Origin of the sequence: Flavobacterium sp. HJSW_4 (assembly GCF_042436695.1) — a bacterium.
In the GTDB taxonomy this organism is placed as follows: Bacteria; Bacteroidota; Bacteroidia; order Flavobacteriales; family Flavobacteriaceae; genus Flavobacterium.
In genome coordinates, this window is sequence record NZ_JBHNPP010000007.1 from 89,758 (window position 1) to 107,946 (window position 18,189).

Genomic DNA, 18,189 nt, shown 5'->3' on the forward strand with positions numbered 1-18,189 from the left:
TTTTTTAACATTTTTTAGGATTTGGAATTTAACAATTTGGGGTTTAAAAGTTGTATTTTTAGCGCACAAAAAAAATAGATTAAATAGATTATGAAAAAAGTATTATTAACAACCTTAATAATGATGAGTTTAAACGCTATCGGGCAGAATGTTATGTCGCCAGAATTGTTATGGAAATTAGGACGAGTAACTCCACTTGGAATTTCTAAAGATGCAAAAAATATAGTATTTAAGGTTTCTACGCCTTCAGTTGAAGAAAACAAATCAAGTTCTAAAATTTATACCATTCCTGTAAATGGAGGAAATGCAGTTGAAGTTAAAGACACGAAAGAAATTCTGGCTGATAAAAACATTTCGCCTGACGGAAAATTTGTCGTTTATAATGACGAAGTAAAACTGGAAAGTGTTTTAGGAAAAGATTTCTACCCAAGTCTTGGTAAATCTGATGCTCAAATTTATGATGGATTAGATTATCGTCATTGGGATACTTGGAACGAAGGGAAATTTAACCATGTTTTTTATAAAGAAAACAAAGACGGCGCAAAAGGAATTGACATCTTAAAAGGTGAAACTTTCGATTCTCCGCAAAAACCTTTTGGCGGTGACGAAGATTATATCTGGTCGCCAGACAGCAAAAGCATTTTCTATGTTTGCAAGAAAAAAGCAGGAACTGCTTACGCAATTTCTACGAACACAGATATTTATGAATACAATTTAGAAACTCAAAAAACAACTAATAAAACAGATGGTAATTTAGGGTACGATACGGCTCCGCAATTTTCTCCAACAGGAAATTTATCTTGGTTGCAAATGAAACGTGACGGTTACGAGTCTGATAAAAACGATATTATTGTTGAATTTAAAGGAATCAAAACGAACTTAACGGCAAATTGGGACGGAACTGTAGATAATTTTATCTGGAGCAAAGACGGAAAAACAGTATTTTTTGTTGCGCCAATTGATGGAACAAAACAACTTTTCTCTGTTAATTTCCCAGGTTTAACTAAAATTGCAATCAATGTTCGTCAATTGACAAATGGAGATTTTGACGTAAATGATTTAGTTGGTTTTGCTGGCGATGATATCATTGTTACAAGAACTGACATGAATCATGCGGGTGAGATTTTTTCTTTCAATTTAAAGAAAAATACTTGGAAACAAATCTCAAATGTAAATACAGATACGTATAAAACTTTAGCGTTAAGCAAAACAGAAAAACGTTACGTTACAACAACTGACGGTAAAAAAATGTTGGTTTGGGTAATTCTTCCTCCAAATTTTGATGCTTCTAAAAAATATCCAACTTTATTATTCTGCCAGGGAGGACCACAAAGTCCGTTGACACAATCGTATTCTTTCCGTTGGAATTTTTCTTTAATGGCTGCTAAAGGTTATGTAGTTGTTGCTCCAAACCGTCGTGGAATGCCAGGACACGGAGTTGAATGGAACGAGCAAATCAGTAAAGATTGGGGCGGACAAGTTATGGACGATTACCTTTCTGCAATTGATGATGTTGCTAAAGAAAGCTATGTTGACAAAAGCCGTTTAGGATGTGTTGGTGCTAGTTACGGAGGATATTCTGTATTTTATTTAGCAGGAATTCACAAAAACCGTTTCAAAACTTTTATCGCTCACGACGGAGTTTTCAATACCGTTTCGATGTTAGGAACAACAGAAGAAGTTTTCTTTAACAACTGGGATTTTGGCGGACCATACTGGGAAAAAGATAATGCTGTAGCACAAAAAGCGTATACAACATTTAATCCTGCAACTTTGGTTCAAAACTGGAATAAACCAATTTTGATCTTCCAAGGAGGAAAAGATTTCCGTGTGCCAATCGGACAAGGACAAGAAGCTTTCCAAGCTGCTCAATTAAGAGGAATCAAAAGTAGATTTGTTTATTTCCCAGACGAAAATCACTGGGTTTTAAAACCACAAAACGCTCAAGTTTGGCAAGGTGAATTCTTCAAATGGTTAGATGAAACTTTGTAATTCATAAAACAACATTTTGACAGCCGTAGATTTACATAATCTACGGCTGTTTTTATTTGCAAACCTTACAATTATATAACATATTGGGTAGATTTACTCTTCGTAAAACAGATTTTTTTAGATAAATTGCAATCTTTTAATCTCGTCCCGAAGTTTCGGGATCGGGGCATAATTCCCTCAAATCTTTCAGCAAAATATGGAGACCAAAAGAAGTTACACCGCAATCAAAGTTTTATTCAGCTATGTTGCATTATTGGCTTTGGTTGTTACAGTTGGATGGTTTCTTTATTCTGAAAATGTCGTTTACAATAAACTGGAAGACAAGATTGCTTTAGAAAAGACCAAAATCATCAGAGTCAGCAGATTGTATTCAAATGTTTATAAAACAGAAAGTTTAGCCAGACAGACCATTCAAAACAACTCCGAAAAAGATTTTAAAAATTATTTGATCGAAACCGATTCTCTTCGCAAACGCATCGATACTTTAAAACAAGTTGTTACTACCGAATATCAAAAAACACTTCTAGATAGTGTGACTTATTTTTTGTCTGAAAAAACAAAAAACATCAAACAGTTAAGAGAAATCAAGAATAAAGCAGACGATGAAACTTCTGTAAATAATGCTATTGATGAAATCACGAAAATGGAGTTTAATTTAAGAAAACTCGAACTTCAGGATTTCACTAAAAACCCAAATCAGTTAGGAAGTTACCAGCGAAGTGTTTTACAGCAATATGTGGATTATTTAAATTCGAATATTCCAGATGACAGCACCAACACGCTGAGCAAAAAAGCTTCAGATTCTATTTTGGCTAATTCTAAAAAGCTTTTAAGTTCAGTAAAAATAAAAGCCGAAAAAAAGAAAGAATCTCTAAATTTTGAAGAAAACAAATTGCTTCAGAATGAAATTGCCATTTCAGATCAGCTTAGAAAAATTCTTCGAATTATTGAGCGAGAAATCATCATCAATTCGATCAAAAACAATTCATTAAAAGAAAAATCATTAAAAAGAGTCAACGAAATTGTCACGGCTTCTGCGGTTATCGGTTTATTATTGACGGTCTTTTTCTCTATTCTAATTGTTAGCGATTATTCGAAATCTCAATTGTATAAAAAACAGCTCGAAATTGCCAATTTCAAAACAAAGAATCTGCTGAAAAGCCGTGAACAATTAATTTCAACGGTAAGTCACGATTTGAAAACACCTTTGAGTACGATTGTCGGTTATTCTGAACTTTTAGGCAATTCAGATGTCAATACGAAACAATCGTATTTCATTAAAAACATTAAAAATTCGTCTGAATATATTACGCAACTCGTTCAGGATTTATTGGATTTTTCGCAAATCGAGGCCGGAAAAATTTCGATAGAAAAAGTTCCGTTTTCATTGCCAGAAATTATTGAAGATGTTGCGAGAAACATTCAAACGGTTTACAAACAAAAAGATATTGATCTGATTATTAATGTTGACGAGCAGTTTCAAAAACGTATTGTTGGCGATCCATTTCGTTTAAAACAAATCTTGACCAACATTATCGGAAACGCTTACAAGTTTACAGAACATGGACATATCCGAATTGCCGCTTACGCGAATAACGACCAGTTCTTGACCATTTCGATTCAAGATACTGGAATCGGAATTGAAAAAGCGAATCAAAAATTGGTTTTTGAAGAATTTGCACAAGCTAATGAAAGTATTGAAAAGCAATATGGAGGAACTGGTTTAGGTTTGTCAATCTGCCAGAAGATCATTTCTATTTTGGGAGGAAATTTAAGCTTAGAAAGTATTTTCGGAAAAGGAAGCACATTTGTTATCCAACTTCCTTTATTATTTGACAATAGCCAAACCATTCCTGTAGTCGAATTCAAACCAAAAAAGGGGAAAAAAACCAAAAAACAAACTTTTATAGTTGTTGATGACGATATTAATCTTTTGAATTTAACAAGCGGGGTTTTAAGACAAGAACAGCATCAGGTTTTTTCGTTTACTAATCCTGCCAAAGCTTTGGAAACGATTCAGACTACGTCATTTGATTTTGTCATTACAGATATTCAAATGCCAGAAATTGACGGATTTTTATTTTTAGAAAAACTTCGCGAACTTCCTGAGACAGTTTTCAAAAATCAGCCTGTAATTGCCTTGACTGGCCGCACCGATTTGGATCTTTCAGTTTATAAAAATGCTGGTTTTACTACTGTTATTAAGAAACCTTATTCGCCAAAAATTTTGCTCGAAACGATTCAACATATTCTAGATCATGAAGAAATTCCTGAAACCGAATCTACCGAAAATTCAAAAAAAGATGATTCTCAAATCTATTCTTTAGAAACTTTAAAAGATTTTCTAGGTCAAGACGAAGCTGCTTTGAAAGAAGTTTTGAAATCTTTTGTAGAAACAACCATCGAGAATTTGGGCTTTTTGAAAGCTGCCGTTCAAGAGAAAAATCATGATGAAATAAAATCTATTGCACATCGCATTGCTCCAATGTTCAAACAAATTCAGGCAAATGAAATTGGCGAACTTTTGAAGGATTTAGAAAAAGAAGATTTAAATACAATTGATATCAAAGCCACTTATGAGGATTTGACCCAAAAGATAGAAGTTCTTTTTAAAGAATTAAAACAAGAAATTTAATTATATAAAAAAAAGCAGTCAAAATGACTGCTTTTTTTTATTCGATATTATATTGTTTCAATTTATTGTAAAGTGTTTTTCTGGTAATTTTCAGCAATTTTGCGGCTTCAGATTTATTGTTCTGCGTTTTTGACAAGGCACTAATAATAGTTTCTCTTTCGTTTTCAGACAAGGAGAAAACTTCAGTTGCAGCAGACTGATTTTGAATCTGGAAAAATTCTGCTGGCAGCACATCACTTTCTATAAAATCACCTCGAGTTAAAAGAGTCGCCCGTTTTACACAGTTTTGCAATTCTCTCAAGTTTCCTGGCCATGAATAATTTTGAAAAATAGAAACCACTTCTGGAGAAAATCCAATGACATCTTTATGCAATTGCTGATTGGCTTTTTCTAAGAAATAATCTGCGAAAACCATTAAATCTTCGCCACGATCTTTTAAAGATGGAGACTGAATCGAGAATTCATTGATTCTATGGTATAAATCTTCTCTAAAATCACCGTTTTTTACTGCCTCGCGTAAATCTTCATTTGTAGCTGTAATAATGCGTATATCGACGTTTATTTCTTTATTGCTTCCTACGGGTTTAATTTTTCTTTCTTGAAGCGCTCTCAATAACTGAATTTGATTTTCGTATGAAAGATTTCCAATTTCATCCAAAAATAAAGTTCCGCCATTCGCCGCTTCAAAATATCCTTTTTTATCGCTGATTGCTCCAGTAAAAGATCCTTTTAAATGTCCGAAAAATTCACTTGCCGCCAATTCTTTTGGAATCGCTCCACAATCGACCGCAATAAAATTATTGTCTTTTCTTCTGCTTTGCTGATGAATGCTTTTTGCAATAATTTCTTTTCCTGTTCCGCTTTCGCCAATAATCAAAACCGACATATCAGTTGGACTTACCAATTGAATATGATCCAAAAGTTTTTTGGATGCAACAGAAATTCCTTTAACAAATTCATTTTCTCCTGATGGCGACTGTTTTTTTGCTGTCTTTTTTTCTTTTACAGGAGCTTGTTCTTCTTCCTCTTTTGGCGCTTGTAAAGCATTAGTAATTACAAGAAGAACTTCGTCTGGATTAAAAGGTTTAGAAATATAATCTGCCGCACCATTTTTAATGGCTTTAACAGCAGTGTTTACATCAGAGTAACCCGTCATTAAAATAACAGGAATATGCGGGTGGGAATTTTTAAATTCAGACATAAGTCCGATACCGTCAGAATCAGGCAAGCGAAGATCGGTTAAAATCAAATCGAATGATTCGTTTTTAACTGCTTCGCGCGCTTCTGCAGCAGAGAAAGTAGTTGTTACTTCATACGCTTTTTTGATTAGAAATTTCTCTAATAATTTACAGAACGCAATATCATCTTCTATCAGTAATATCTTCGGCATTTGCTTTTAGGGACTTTTTTGCTAAAATAATATTATTAAACTTGTTATTTCATAAATTTATGTAAAATATGTAAAAAAAAAGAGATTGCACGACGCAATCTCTTTTTCACCAAAAACATAAATCTAAATTCACCTAATTTATATCTTCAACCAGTTACCATTGACATCTGAATAAACAGTAGCCTTTTGGTCCCCAACTGATATTTCAAGTTTGTACTCTTTTTTGTCATTGACAAATGCTTTTTCCAGTTTTGCACCTGGATAAGCTGTCTGCAGAGCTGTTTTTACAGGTGCAGGCACAGCATCTACTGTAACTTCTGTATATTCTGACTGAATAGTTACAGTTGATTTAGCATTTTGCGAAACAGGCAACACATTTGCATGCATTGACATAGTTCCAAAAACTACTATTGCTGATAAGATTAGTTTTTTCATGATGCTGATTTAATTATTTTTTAATGATATTTCCTGAAGCATCTGTGAAGATTGTGTATTTTTTATCTCCACTTGAAATCTCAAGTTTGTACTCGTTCTTATCATTTTTATAAGCTTTTTCCAGCTTAGTATTTGGGAACGATTTTTCTACTGTAGATTTCACAGCGGCAGGCACTTGGTCTGCAGCAACTTCAGTAAATGCATCTTGAAAAATTACTGATTGAGTAATTGAGATCGCTGGAAGAACCGCAGCATTTACTGTAAGACTTCCTAAAACAATCGCTGCTGATAAGATTAACTTTTTCATAATATTTAGTGGTTTAAATTATTTTTTAAGAATGTTACCAGAAGCGTCTGTATAAACGATCGATTTTTCACCTCGAACGGTTATCTCAATTTTGTACTCCTTTTTTTCATTAACCCATGCTTTTTCAAGCACTACACCAGGATAAGCTGCATCTAAGCCTTTTTTTACGGCTGCCGGAACTCCATCTACTTCTTTATATCCATCCTGATCATTTACTGTTTGTACCATTTGATTGGTTACAACAGGGGTTTCTGCGTTCATCGACAAACTGCCTAAAACAATTGCTGCCGATAAGATTAACTTTTTCATAGTAATAGTTTTTAAGGGTTAGACTTAATTATTTTTTAATCCAAGTTCCATCTGCGTTAGCAAAAAGATTTCCTGTTTTGTCTCCAACAGTTACATCAAGCTTGTATTCAGATTTTGTATTTTTATAGGCTTTAGAAAGCACTGCATCTGGATATGCTTTTTTAAGAGCATCTGTTATAGCTGCTGGAACTTCTTCCAATTTAATTTCTGTATAATCATCTTGGATAGAGATTGTTTTTACGATTGTATTTGAAATTGGCGAAGTTGAAGCAAATGATGTTAAACCTCCCAAAACGATTGCGGCTGATAAAAATAAATTTTTCATGATAGTTGTATTTTAATATAGTTAATTTGATCTTAGTATTCTTGATCTGGATTTTCACAAAATCTTACTTTTAGATTATTGTTTAATCCAAGTTCCGTCTGCGTTAGCAAATAAGTTTCCTACTTTGTCGCCAACAGTAACATCAAGTTTATACTGTGCTTTTTCGTTTTTGTATGCTTTAGTAATTACTGCTTCTGGATATGCTTTTTTCAAAGATTCTGAGATAGCAGCTGGTAATTCTTCTAATTTGATTTCAGTATAATCGTCTACAATAGAAACCACTTTTACATTTGTATTGATTGCTGATGTAGTCGAAGCGAATGAAGTTAAACTTCCTAAAACAATTGCGGCTGATAAAAATAATTTTTTCATAACGTATATATTTAAATTAATAGTTGTTTACGCTTTAAGTAATGAAATTATTATGCCGTAAAAGAAAAGAGCCATGCCAAAGATCATAAAAACCTGTTTTTAAGGGCTTTATATCAAATATACTAAAAAAAGATAAAACTTGAAAGGTGTGTAAATAAGAAAAAAAGTGTGTAATAAGTAAACACTTAAAGTGTAACCTTATGGAAAATTAAATTTCGAAATTTTAAAAAATCCAAATTCCAAGTTGAATGTTCATGCTCCAAGTTTGAGATTTGGAACTTGAAATTTGGGAGTTTGAAATTTTATAAATAAAAAAAGGCCGTCAATATTGACGGCCTTTAAATTATTCTGGACTATTCATTTTAAATGTATCCATAAATGCAGTTGTATAATCTCCTGCAATATATTTTGGATCATCCATTAATTGTCTGTGGAAAGGTATTGTAGTTTTCACACCTTCGATTACGAATTCATCCAAAGCTCTACGCATTTTGCTGATAGCTTCTTCACGAGTTTGCGCAGTTGTAATTAACTTAGCAATCATAGAATCGTAGTTTGGTGGAATGCTATAACCTGAGTATACGTGAGTATCTAAACGAACTCCGTGCCCTCCTGGCATATGAAGCGTAGTAATTTTTCCTGGTGAAGGACGAAAATCATTATAAGGATCTTCAGCATTAATACGAACTTCAATAGCGTGTAATTGTGGAAGGTAGTTTTTACCAGAAATCGGAATTCCAGCAGCAACCATAATTTGCTCACGGATCAAATCATAATCAATAACTTGTTCTGTGATTGGGTGCTCAACTTGAATACGTGTATTCATTTCCATGAAGTAGAAGTTTCTATGTTTGTCAACTAAGAATTCTACAGTTCCAGCTCCTTCATATTTAATGAATTCAGCAGCTTTTACAGCAGCTTCTCCCATTTTTGCACGAAGTTCGTCTGTCATGAAAGGTGAAGGTGTTTCTTCAGTAAGTTTTTGGTGACGACGTTGAACAGAACAATCTCTTTCAGAAAGGTGACATGCTTTTCCATAAGAATCTCCAACAACTTGAATTTCGATATGACGTGGCTCTTCAATAAGTTTCTCCATGTACATTCCGTCATTTCCAAATGCTGCAGCAGCTTCTTGACGCGCACTTTCCCAAGCTTTTAAAAGCTCTTCTTCTTTCCAGATTGCACGCATTCCTTTTCCACCACCACCAGCAGTAGCTTTCATCATAACTGGATAACCAATTTCTTTAGCTATTTTTTGTGCATGTTCGTAAGATTCTAACAATCCGTCTGAACCTGGCACACAAGGAACTCCTGCTGCTTTCATTGTAGCTTTAGCAGAAGCTTTATCTCCCATTCGGTCGATCATTTCTGGAGCAGCACCGATAAATTTAATTCCGTGCTCTTGACAGATTTTTGAGAATTTAGCATTCTCAGAAAGAAATCCATAACCTGGGTGAATTGCGTCTGCATTTGTAATTTCTGCAGCAGCAATGATATTTGACATTTTCAAATACGATAAGTTACTCGGAGGAGGGCCAATACAAACCGCTTCGTCAGCAAATTTAACATGTAAACTTTCTGCATCGGCTGTAGAGTAAACTGCAACAGTTTTGATTCCCATTTCCTTACATGTACGAATTACACGTAGTGCAATTTCTCCTCTATTCGCAATTAATATTTTTTTAAACATCTTACTTTAATTAGATAATTAGACAACTTTGATAATTAGATAATTTTAGATGATTAACAAAATTTCTTATGCGAATCAATCTAAAATCTAAAATCTAAAATCTAAATTTATTTATGATGGATCTACTAAGAATAAAGGTTGATCAAATTCTACTGGAGACATATCGTCTACAAGAATTTTTACAATTTTACCAGAAACTTCAGATTCAATTTCGTTGAATAATTTCATTGCTTCAATTACACAAAGAACGTCTCCTTTAGATACAGTGCTTCCAACTTCTGTGAAAACTGGTTTGTCTGGAGATGGTTTTCTATAGAATGTACCAATGATTGGAGATTTTATAGTAATATATTTAGAATCGTTAGCAGCTGGCGCTTCTGGAGTTACACTTACAACTGTTGGAGCTGTAACTTGCGGAACTACCGCTTGAGGTAAAGCTGCCTGAGTTGGCAATTGCTGTACATAAGTTGCTTCAGTTACATTTGTTTCTAAAGTTGTTCTGATAGTGATTTTTACATCATCCATTTCTAACTTCACTTCTGCAACGCCCGAATTTGCAACAAATTTGATTAGGTTTTGAATTTCTTTTAAATCCATAATGATTCGTTTTTAGTTTTAATTTATTTCTTATCGTATGCCCATTTTAAATAGATAGATCCCCAAGTGAATCCTCCACCAAAAGCGGCAAAGATAATATTATCTCCCTTTTTAAGCTTATCTTCAAAATCAGCTAATACTAATGGTAAAGTTCCAGAAGTAGTATTTCCGTATCTTTCGATGTTTACCAAAACTTTAGAATCTTCCAATTCTAATCTTCCAGCAGTAGCATCAATAATACGTTTATTAGCTTGGTGCGGCACCAACCAGTCAACATCTTCATTTGTCAAATTATTTCTTTGCAAAATCAGTTCGCTGGCATCAGCCATATTAGTTACAGCATATTTGAAAACAGTTTTACCGTCTTGCATAATATTGTGCTGTCTGTTTTTTACAGTATCTTCCGAAGGTGGAATCAAAGAACCTCCTGCAGGAATTTTAAGGAAGTCGCGTCCTACACCGTCACTTCTTAAATATTCATCCTGTAAACCTAGACCTTCATAATTTGGTTCAAAAAGAACTGCTCCAGCTCCATCACCAAAAATAATACAAGTTGCTCTGTCTGTATAATCTACAATTGATGACATTTTATCAGCACCAATTAAAAGCACTTTTTTGTAACGTCCTGACTGAACATATGCAGCAGCAGTTGACATTCCATATAAGAAACTTGAACATGCAGCTTGCAAATCGTATGCAAATGCATTTGTTGCTCCAATTTCTGTAGCAACGAAAACTCCTGTAGAAGCCACCATCATATCTGGTGTTGCAGTAGCCATAATGATCATATCAATCTCAAGCGGATCAATATTTGCTTTTGCAATCAAATCCTTTGCTGCTTGTATAGCAAGGTAAGATGTACCTTTATCAGCATCTTTAAGAATTCTTCTTTCTTTAATTCCTGTTCGAGCGGTAATCCACTCATCATTGGTATCAACCATTGTTTCTAGTACTTGGTTCGAAAGAACGAAGTCAGGAACATAAGCTCCAACAGCGGTAATTGCGGCTGTGATTGTATTCATTATATTCTATTATTTTCCTTTCAAATTAATGATAATTTGAAAAATTTTTAAAAGACCCGAAAATTACAAAAAAAAACGTAACGAATTTGTCTATATTTTCCTAAAAAACGAAAATTATAACCAACAAAAAAAACTCTCACTATGTGAGAGTTCTAGTATAATTTACAAAAACGTATTAAGCAACCGCTTCAGATTTATCGATAACAACTTGCCCTCTGTAGTACATTTTACCTTCATGCCAGTAAGCTCTGTGGTATAAATGCGCCTCACCTGTAATAGGACATGTAGCGATTTGAGCTACAGTAGCTTTGTAATGTGTTCTTCTCTTATCTCTTCTTGTTTTCGAGGTTTTTCTCTTAGGATGTGCCATTTTACTATATTATTTATCCGTTAATAGTTTCTTTAATTTTTCCCAACGCGGGTCAATATCTTCTTCTTTGTTACTCTCTTCCTTTTGTTCTTTCACACTCAACTCATTCAACTTTGTTAAAGCTTCTGTTTGCAGACTTCCATCTTTAACTCCTGGATGAATTCTTTTATGAGGTACAGAAAGCGCGATCATTTCATAAATATACTGCGCTACATCTATCTCATGTTCTCCATGCGGCAAAATCAACAATTCTTCATTATCATCGTTAAATTCTTCTCCAAAGCGAACTATTAACTTCATTTTCCCTTTTATAGGTAAATCAAAATCTTCGCCTGTTAGATCACAAGGCACGTTTACCGTTCCTTTGTGTTTGAATTCTAATTCTAACATTGTACTTTTCTTATCGAAAAGCAAGTTGACTTTAATATCCGAACTTTGAAACTCATCGTATTCAAAATTCTTAAAGAACTCGTTATTTATCTGATACTCAAAATGGTGTTTTCCTAGTTTTAATCCTACGAAAGGAATTAAAAATTCTTTTGTTTTGCTCATTTCAACATCAATTTGAACAATTCAGTTCTAAAACTAGATATCTGAATTGGGGTGCAAAGATATAAAATTATTACAAATCTAATAATCTTATTCACCTTTTTTTGTTTATAACTGTTTTTCTTTTATTTTAAGAGGTTTTTGGCTAATCTCCTCATACTGATTACGCGAGCGAAAAATATCGATCGCAAGATAGACTGCCTCTTTAAACGAATTGTAATCTGCCATGTCTTTTCCAGCGATATCGTAAGCTGTACCGTGGTCTGGAGAGGTTCTCACTTTATTTAAACCTGCCGTATAATTCACTCCTTTTCCAAAAGACAATGTCTTAAACGGAATTAATCCTTGATCGTGATACATTGCTACAATAGCATCATATTTTTCATATTGACCGCTTCCAAAAAAACCATCAGCAGGAAATGGACCAAAAACCATAGTACCAGAATCGAATATTTTCTTTAAAGTTGGCTTTAAAACCAAATCATCTTCTTTTCCAATCACACCACCATCGCCAGCATGAGGATTCAATCCTAAAACTGCAATTTTTGGTTTCACAATACTAAAATCCTGAACTAAAGACTTTCTTATCGTTTCAATCTTCTTAGCAATTAATTCTTCTGTTAAATGAGAAGCAACTTCATTTAAAGGCACATGATCTGTAATCAACCCTACTCTTAAATTATCTTGAACCATCATCATAAGCGCATTGCCTTCTAATTCTTTATCAAGGTAATCTGTGTGACCTGGAAATTTAAAATCCTCAGACTGTATATTGTATTTATTGATAGGCGCCGTCACCAAAACATCTATTTCGCCATCTTTCAAAGCTTTTGTAGCGGCTGTAAAAGATTTTATAGCATACTCTCCTATTTTAGGATCATTTACACCAAAATTTATATCAACTCCTTCTCTCCAAAGATTCAAAACATTTACTTTTCCAGGAATGATCTGCTCTAATTTATCAACTCCGTGAAATTGAACTGTCGATGTAAAGCTTTTTCTAACGAATGAAAGAATTTTAGCATTTGCAAAAATAACCGGCGTACACAATTCCAACATACGAGAATCTTCGAATGTTTTCAGTATAACTTCGCTTCCAATACCGTTTAAATCTCCAACTGAAATTCCAACAATTATATTTTCTGCTTTTTTATTCATGAGCTCAGTTTATTTATTACTAATTTTGATGTGCAAATTTAGTAAAATAAAACCACAATGTTTACAGGAATTATAGAAACACTTGGCAGGATTCACGAAATTCAAAAAGACCAAAACAATCTTCACATAACAGTTGACTCATCAATTACCCACGAATTAAAGATCGACCAGAGCGTTTCGCACAACGGAATATGCCTTACAGTTGTCGCTATTAAAGATTCTCTTTACACAGTAACCGCAATTGAGGAAACTATTCTAAAAACCAATATCGGCGATTGGAAAACTGGCGACATTGTAAATCTAGAAAGAGGAATGAAGCTTGGAGACCGTCTTGACGGGCATATTGTACAAGGCCACGTAGACCAAACCGGAACTTGCATCAAAATCGAAGAAGCAAACGGAAGCTGGAACTACACTTTTGAGTACGATAAAAACTTAAACAATATCACAATTGAGAAAGGCTCGATTACCGTAAACGGAGTAAGTCTTACTGTGGTAAATTCAAAAACAAATGAATTTTGTGTTTCAATCATACCATATACTTATGAGCATACTAATTTTAAAAATTTCAAAGTTGGAACAAAAATCAACCTTGAATTTGATGTAGTCGGAAAATACATCTCTAGACTTTATTCGATCAACAAATAACGTTTTACATTTTCCATAAAAAAAGCTTCAATTTAAATTGAAGCTTTTTTTATTTGATTTTTATATATTACAGTAAGACCTAAAGCCAAACCGGTGATTACCAGAAAAACAATATTTTGATCTATTGGCATATCTGCCTCGCAATTGTTAGGTGGAGGACAATCATCTTCAGCCATAGCACTGGCAGTTCTTGCCGTTGGGCTTGGCGGATGCGAAGAAGTTTCCGCAGACGCTAATAAAACATTTAATAATAAGGCAATTACTAAAAATGGGGCTTTTAGATTTTTCATAAATTCAAGCTTTTGCTAACGCAAGTCTAGATAAATATTGACAAATTTTCTTTAATGGAATTTCGCACAAATACATTCCATTTCCAAAATCTGGAACAAAAGTATAAGTTTTTTGCATAAAACCAACTTTTAAATCAAAAAAGGAGAGGCTAATTTTAACATTTCTTTTGAAAAATTCCAGCATTCCTTTCAGAAACCCCTTTGACATGCAAAATCTCTTTTTTAAAGTCATATACAAGATTTACAAGCTTATAAGAATTTCCTGATTTTAACAAAAATACATTTTTTACTTCGTGAAAAAAAATTTCATTGATTAGATTTACGTCAAAAAAAGAAGTTTGGATTCCAATTCTAAATACATTTATAGAGAATGTTCTCAAATTAATATATTTGCACAAATAAATTTAGACCACTTTAAAAGGGCTAGAAATCCAAATTCAAACTCACAATCAAAACAAAAAATGAAAAACCAATATACAGTCGGAAGTTTATACGCAGGCGTAGGCGGTATATGTTTAGGTTTTGAAAATGCTGGTTTTAAATTAGAATGGGCGAATGAATTTGACAAAAAAGCCTGTGTTACCTATAGAAATAATTTTGAACATACCCTTATTGAAGGAGATGTAATGCAGCTTGACGTTAAAGATCTTAATAAAATTGACATTCTGACTGCAGGTTTTCCATGCCAGCCATTTTCTCTTGCTGGCCACCGAAAAGGTTTTAAAGACAGCAGAGGAAATCATTTTTTCAAAATATTAGATTTTATTGATGAAATGCGGCCAAAAGTGGTATTTCTTGAAAATGTCAAAAATCTAAAAGGACACGACAAGGGAAATACTATGAAAGTAATTCAGCGTGAAATCAAAAAACGCGACTACACTTTTGACTCCGCCATATTAAACACCAGAGATTTCGGAAATATTCCGCACAATCGCGAACGAATTTTCATGGTTGCTTTTGATAAGAACTTCGTTAAAAAAGGCTTTAAATTTAATTTCCCCGACAAAGAAGAATTAACAAAAAAAGTTACCGATTTAATCACAAAAGAAAAAGTCGATAAAAAATTCTATTACACCGAAGACAAATACATGTACAACATGTTGAAGGAAGCGGTTGTACGAGAAGACAGGATCTACCAGTTTAGGAGGCAGTATGTGCGAGAAAACAAAAAAGAAGTTTGTCCTACTTTAACTGCAAATATGGGAACTGGCGGACACAATGTTCCAATTATTACAACCGAATTTGGTTTTCGAAAATTAACTCCAAGAGAATGTTTTCGTTTTCAAGGCTTTCCAGATCATTATAAACTACCCAAAATTTCAAATTCTAGCCTTTACAAACAAGCTGGAAATTCGGTAAGCATGCCTGTTATAGAAAGAATTGCTTCTGAAATATTCAAATGCATCGAGAAAGCAGAAGCCAGACAATTAAAAACTGAAAAAATTTAAATACTCAAAAGCATTATTGTCCCTTCAATTTTTGCCAAACAAACTTCTAGATTTTTTTCAATTTCCTTACTCCAAAATCTTAAAATAGTCCAGTTTTCTGAAATTAAAAAAGCATTTACTTCTTCGTCACGCTGAATATTTCTTTCAATTTTCGGAATCCAATATTCACGATTCGTTTTAATTCTGAACTGCTCCGTTTCCCAATTTTTTCCGTGAAAGAATTCGCTATCCACAAAAATGGCAATTTTGTATTTGGCAAAAGTAAGATCAGGCCTTCCAAATACCTTTTTATTATTTTTCCGGTATCTGTGACCCAATTTCCATAATGCTTTAGCAAGCCTTACTTCACCTTTTGTAGCAGTACTTTTTATCGCCTGCATAGTTTTCCTCCTCTGTTCGGGAGTTAATCTATCCATCTGAAGATTAAATTTGTTTCGGATGGATAAAGTTAAGATATTTTAAAAGATTTGAATTTAATTATTCTAATGCAAAAATTTCAATTTTCACATCGAAAAAAAAGGACTAAAAACAAAAAAGCCTCTACATTTCTGTAAAGGCTTTGTGTTTCTAAAAGAGTGGTCCCACCTGGGCTCGAACCAGGGACCACCTGATTATGAGTAATACTTGTATTACATTGTGTATCTGGCTATTAATCACTTACTAAAAAGTGAAGTTACAAAATATGACATTATTATACATTTTACCACTTAATAAGTACACTTAGATGACACACAAATTGCTGTAATAAAACAGTAAAAATACCTGTAAATTTGGAATTTGATTTTAATACATTTGAAAAAATCAGCAGAGTTTAAAATCATTCTTAGCTTTAAATTAGGCTACATAAAAAAACACTAATAATCAATAAATAACATGGATTTTTACAGAAAATCAATCTTAGGACTATTTGACAGTTCGCAAAAATCATTTTTAATACCTGTTTATCAAAGAGCCTATTCTTGGGAGAAGGAAGAATGGAATGTTTTTCTAAATGACCTATTAGAACAAATCGAAGGAAATAATAACTATTTTTATGGAAATATTCTTTTAGAGACAATAAAAAAAGATGTCACTTATGAAATTATAGATGGGCAACAGAGAATTACAACTTTATCAATTTTTATTAGAGCAATTTTAAACATTTTAAAAAGCCGAAATAAAGATATATTATTAAAAGAGTTCGACTTCGCCACAAAAGAAAATATATTTTTAAAAAATGGAGGAAATATTAAGTTGCGTCCTGTTGAGTACGACAGAGCTTGCTATGATGCAATAATCATAGATAATAAATCAGATTTTCAAACTAGTTCTCCTTCTCAAAAAAGAATAAAAGGAGGTAAAAAGCATTTTGAAAACGAAATTGACAAACTTCCAACAGAAAAAATACTGAAGTTATTAGATAAAATTGAAAGCACAGATTTAACAATTATTGAACTTGGAGGAAAAAAAGATTCTGCACTCATGTTTGAACTAGAAAACAACAGAGGAAAGGACTTAACAAACATGGAAAAGATAAAATCCTACTTCATGTATCAAATGTATGTTTACAGTATTCCTGAAGAAACTGAATCAAACATTGAAAACATCTCTAATATTTTTAAACACATTTATCTAATTATAAATGACCTTAAAACTCTAAATGAGGACAGTATCTTAATTTATCACAACAATGCATATATAAGAGGATATAATTATAGAACACTAGATGACCTAAAAGATGTTTTTAAAAAATCAAAAGACAAAATAGATTGGATTAAGAGCTACATATCGGAACTGCATACAACTTTTTCAAACATGAAAAAATTTGAAAGTGTAGATGACATCTATGCTCATAAATTAAAACAATTATCTGTTCCTGCGTATATATACCCATTCATAATAAAAGGCTATAATTTTTTTGGAGAAGATAAAAGCAAACTTTCTATTCTCTTTAATATTCTTGAAATTATAACTTTTCGTGCAAAACTAATTAACTCTAGAGCTAATATTCAAGAACGTCTAAATAGCATTTTATTAAACTTTAATGGAGATTTATCGGCATTAATTAATAAAATCAATGAAAAACTTAACTTCGAATGGTATTGGGGAGATAGTAATTTTAAAAGCTACCTTAATGGAGGTCTTTATGGCAGTACTGTATTAAATTATCTACTTTGGCAGTATGAAAATTCCATCCAAAATAAGGGATATTCAATTAAGCAATTTTCTTTGGATAAAGAACAAATTGAACATATTTCTCCAAGAACTCCCGGAGAAAATGAAAAATTAGCATCTGGATACGATGTAAACGAAAAAAACGAATATACTGAAGAATTTCTATCTAAATATTTGAACTCAGTAGGGAATCTTATGTTAATATCTGGCTCTCATAATGCTTCTATTGGCAACAAACCATTTTCAGAAAAAATAAAGTCTTACAATCAAAATCCTTTACTCAACCAACAAGCAGAAATTAAAGAGTTTTCACTTGATAATACTTGGAAAATTGGCTCTATTGAAAAAAGACATAAGAAAATCATTGATTTTGCATTAAAAAGATGGAGCTTTTCAAAAATAGACATAACGAAACTTGTATAATGATATTGGGTTTAAATTGTTTACCTTGATTCATACATTAAAGTAAAACGACACAATTTGCTTGTCCGAAATAGT

General features: G+C 32.9%; 19 protein-coding genes. 5 read left to right on the forward strand and 14 right to left on the reverse strand.

Annotated elements, in window-relative coordinates:
• The first annotated feature begins 90 nt into the window (after nucleotides 1–90).
• Complete coding sequence (locus ACE01P_RS08785; RefSeq protein ID WP_379696347.1) at nucleotides 91–1,992, forward strand: alpha/beta fold hydrolase; 1,902 nt, start codon at nucleotides 91–93, stop codon at nucleotides 1,990–1,992.
• 196 nt (nucleotides 1,993–2,188) lie between these two features.
• The gene (locus tag ACE01P_RS08790) at nucleotides 2,189–4,627 is read left to right on the forward strand and encodes a hybrid sensor histidine kinase/response regulator (RefSeq protein ID WP_379696350.1); all 2,439 of its coding nucleotides are present in this window, start codon (nucleotides 2,189–2,191) and stop codon (nucleotides 4,625–4,627) included.
• Between the two features lie 37 nt (nucleotides 4,628–4,664).
• Here ACE01P_RS08790 and ACE01P_RS08795 read toward each other — a convergent pair whose 3' ends face one another.
• The 12 genes from ACE01P_RS08795 to pdxA all read right to left on the reverse strand — a co-directional run bounded on the left by ACE01P_RS08795 (nucleotide 4,665) and on the right by pdxA (nucleotide 13,151).
• Nucleotides 4,665–6,017, reverse strand: a complete 1,353-nt coding sequence (locus ACE01P_RS08795; protein ID WP_379696353.1) for a sigma-54-dependent transcriptional regulator — start codon at nucleotides 6,015–6,017, stop codon at nucleotides 4,665–4,667.
• A 138-nt stretch (nucleotides 6,018–6,155) separates the two neighbouring features.
• Nucleotides 6,156–6,452, reverse strand: coding sequence for a hypothetical protein (locus ACE01P_RS08800; protein ID WP_379696356.1), 297 nt, complete (start codon nucleotides 6,450–6,452; stop codon nucleotides 6,156–6,158).
• A gap of 13 nt (nucleotides 6,453–6,465) precedes the next feature.
• Nucleotides 6,466–6,759 (reverse strand): PepSY-like domain-containing protein, encoded by a 294-nt coding sequence (locus ACE01P_RS08805; protein ID WP_379696358.1) that lies wholly within the window; start codon nucleotides 6,757–6,759, stop codon nucleotides 6,466–6,468.
• An 18-nt stretch (nucleotides 6,760–6,777) separates the two neighbouring features.
• The gene (locus tag ACE01P_RS08810; protein ID WP_379696361.1) at nucleotides 6,778–7,068 is read right to left on the reverse strand and encodes a hypothetical protein; all 291 of its coding nucleotides are present in this window, start codon (nucleotides 7,066–7,068) and stop codon (nucleotides 6,778–6,780) included.
• 28 nt (nucleotides 7,069–7,096) lie between these two features.
• A complete protein-coding gene (locus ACE01P_RS08815) occupies nucleotides 7,097–7,393 on the reverse strand; it encodes a hypothetical protein (RefSeq protein ID WP_379696364.1) in 297 nt (98 codons plus the stop codon).
• Between the two features lie 75 nt (nucleotides 7,394–7,468).
• Nucleotides 7,469–7,765 (reverse strand): hypothetical protein, encoded by a 297-nt coding sequence (locus ACE01P_RS08820; protein ID WP_379696367.1) that lies wholly within the window; start codon nucleotides 7,763–7,765, stop codon nucleotides 7,469–7,471.
• Between the two features lie 343 nt (nucleotides 7,766–8,108).
• Nucleotides 8,109–9,455 carry an acetyl-CoA carboxylase biotin carboxylase subunit gene (accC, locus tag ACE01P_RS08825; RefSeq protein ID WP_379696369.1) on the reverse strand — a complete coding sequence of 449 codons (1,347 nt, stop codon included), beginning with the start codon at nucleotides 9,453–9,455 and terminating at the stop codon, nucleotides 8,109–8,111.
• A gap of 111 nt (nucleotides 9,456–9,566) precedes the next feature.
• Nucleotides 9,567–10,052 carry an acetyl-CoA carboxylase biotin carboxyl carrier protein gene (gene accB, locus ACE01P_RS08830; RefSeq protein ID WP_379696372.1) on the reverse strand — a complete coding sequence of 162 codons (486 nt, stop codon included), beginning with the start codon at nucleotides 10,050–10,052 and terminating at the stop codon, nucleotides 9,567–9,569.
• A 23-nt stretch (nucleotides 10,053–10,075) separates the two neighbouring features.
• The gene (locus tag ACE01P_RS08835; RefSeq protein ID WP_379696374.1) at nucleotides 10,076–11,074 is read right to left on the reverse strand and encodes a beta-ketoacyl-ACP synthase III; all 999 of its coding nucleotides are present in this window, start codon (nucleotides 11,072–11,074) and stop codon (nucleotides 10,076–10,078) included.
• A gap of 175 nt (nucleotides 11,075–11,249) precedes the next feature.
• Complete coding sequence (gene rpmF, locus ACE01P_RS08840; RefSeq protein ID WP_008465217.1) at nucleotides 11,250–11,444, reverse strand: 50S ribosomal protein L32; 195 nt, start codon at nucleotides 11,442–11,444, stop codon at nucleotides 11,250–11,252.
• Nucleotides 11,445–11,453: 9 nt separating this feature from the next.
• Nucleotides 11,454–11,996, reverse strand: a complete 543-nt coding sequence (locus ACE01P_RS08845; RefSeq protein ID WP_379696377.1) for a YceD family protein — start codon at nucleotides 11,994–11,996, stop codon at nucleotides 11,454–11,456.
• Between the two features lie 105 nt (nucleotides 11,997–12,101).
• Complete coding sequence (pdxA, locus tag ACE01P_RS08850) at nucleotides 12,102–13,151, reverse strand: 4-hydroxythreonine-4-phosphate dehydrogenase PdxA (RefSeq protein WP_379696380.1); 1,050 nt, start codon at nucleotides 13,149–13,151, stop codon at nucleotides 12,102–12,104.
• A 57-nt stretch (nucleotides 13,152–13,208) separates the two neighbouring features.
• Here pdxA and ACE01P_RS08855 point away from each other — a divergent pair, with 57 nt between their 5' ends.
• Nucleotides 13,209–13,799, forward strand: a complete 591-nt coding sequence (locus tag ACE01P_RS08855; RefSeq protein ID WP_379696383.1) for a riboflavin synthase — start codon at nucleotides 13,209–13,211, stop codon at nucleotides 13,797–13,799.
• Between the two features lie 32 nt (nucleotides 13,800–13,831).
• Here the strand turns inward: ACE01P_RS08855 and ACE01P_RS08860 are convergent, their stop codons facing one another.
• Nucleotides 13,832–14,089, reverse strand: a complete 258-nt coding sequence (locus ACE01P_RS08860) for a hypothetical protein (RefSeq protein ID WP_379696386.1) — start codon at nucleotides 14,087–14,089, stop codon at nucleotides 13,832–13,834.
• 461 nt (nucleotides 14,090–14,550) lie between these two features.
• On the opposite strand from ACE01P_RS08860, the gene dcm reads away from it, so the two are divergent.
• On the forward strand, nucleotides 14,551–15,537 hold the full coding sequence (gene dcm / locus ACE01P_RS08865) for a DNA (cytosine-5-)-methyltransferase (protein WP_379696389.1): 987 nt from the start codon (nucleotides 14,551–14,553) through the stop codon (nucleotides 15,535–15,537).
• On the opposite strand, the gene ACE01P_RS08870 is transcribed toward dcm, so the two are convergent.
• A complete protein-coding gene (locus ACE01P_RS08870) occupies nucleotides 15,534–15,953 on the reverse strand; it encodes a very short patch repair endonuclease (protein WP_379696392.1) in 420 nt (139 codons plus the stop codon). The genes dcm and ACE01P_RS08870 overlap by 4 nt on opposite strands.
• Before the next feature lie 457 nt (nucleotides 15,954–16,410).
• On the opposite strand from ACE01P_RS08870, the gene ACE01P_RS08875 reads away from it, so the two are divergent.
• On the forward strand, nucleotides 16,411–18,114 hold the full coding sequence (locus ACE01P_RS08875) for a DUF262 domain-containing protein (RefSeq protein ID WP_379696395.1): 1,704 nt from the start codon (nucleotides 16,411–16,413) through the stop codon (nucleotides 18,112–18,114).
• The last annotated feature ends 75 nt before the right edge of the window (nucleotides 18,115–18,189 follow it).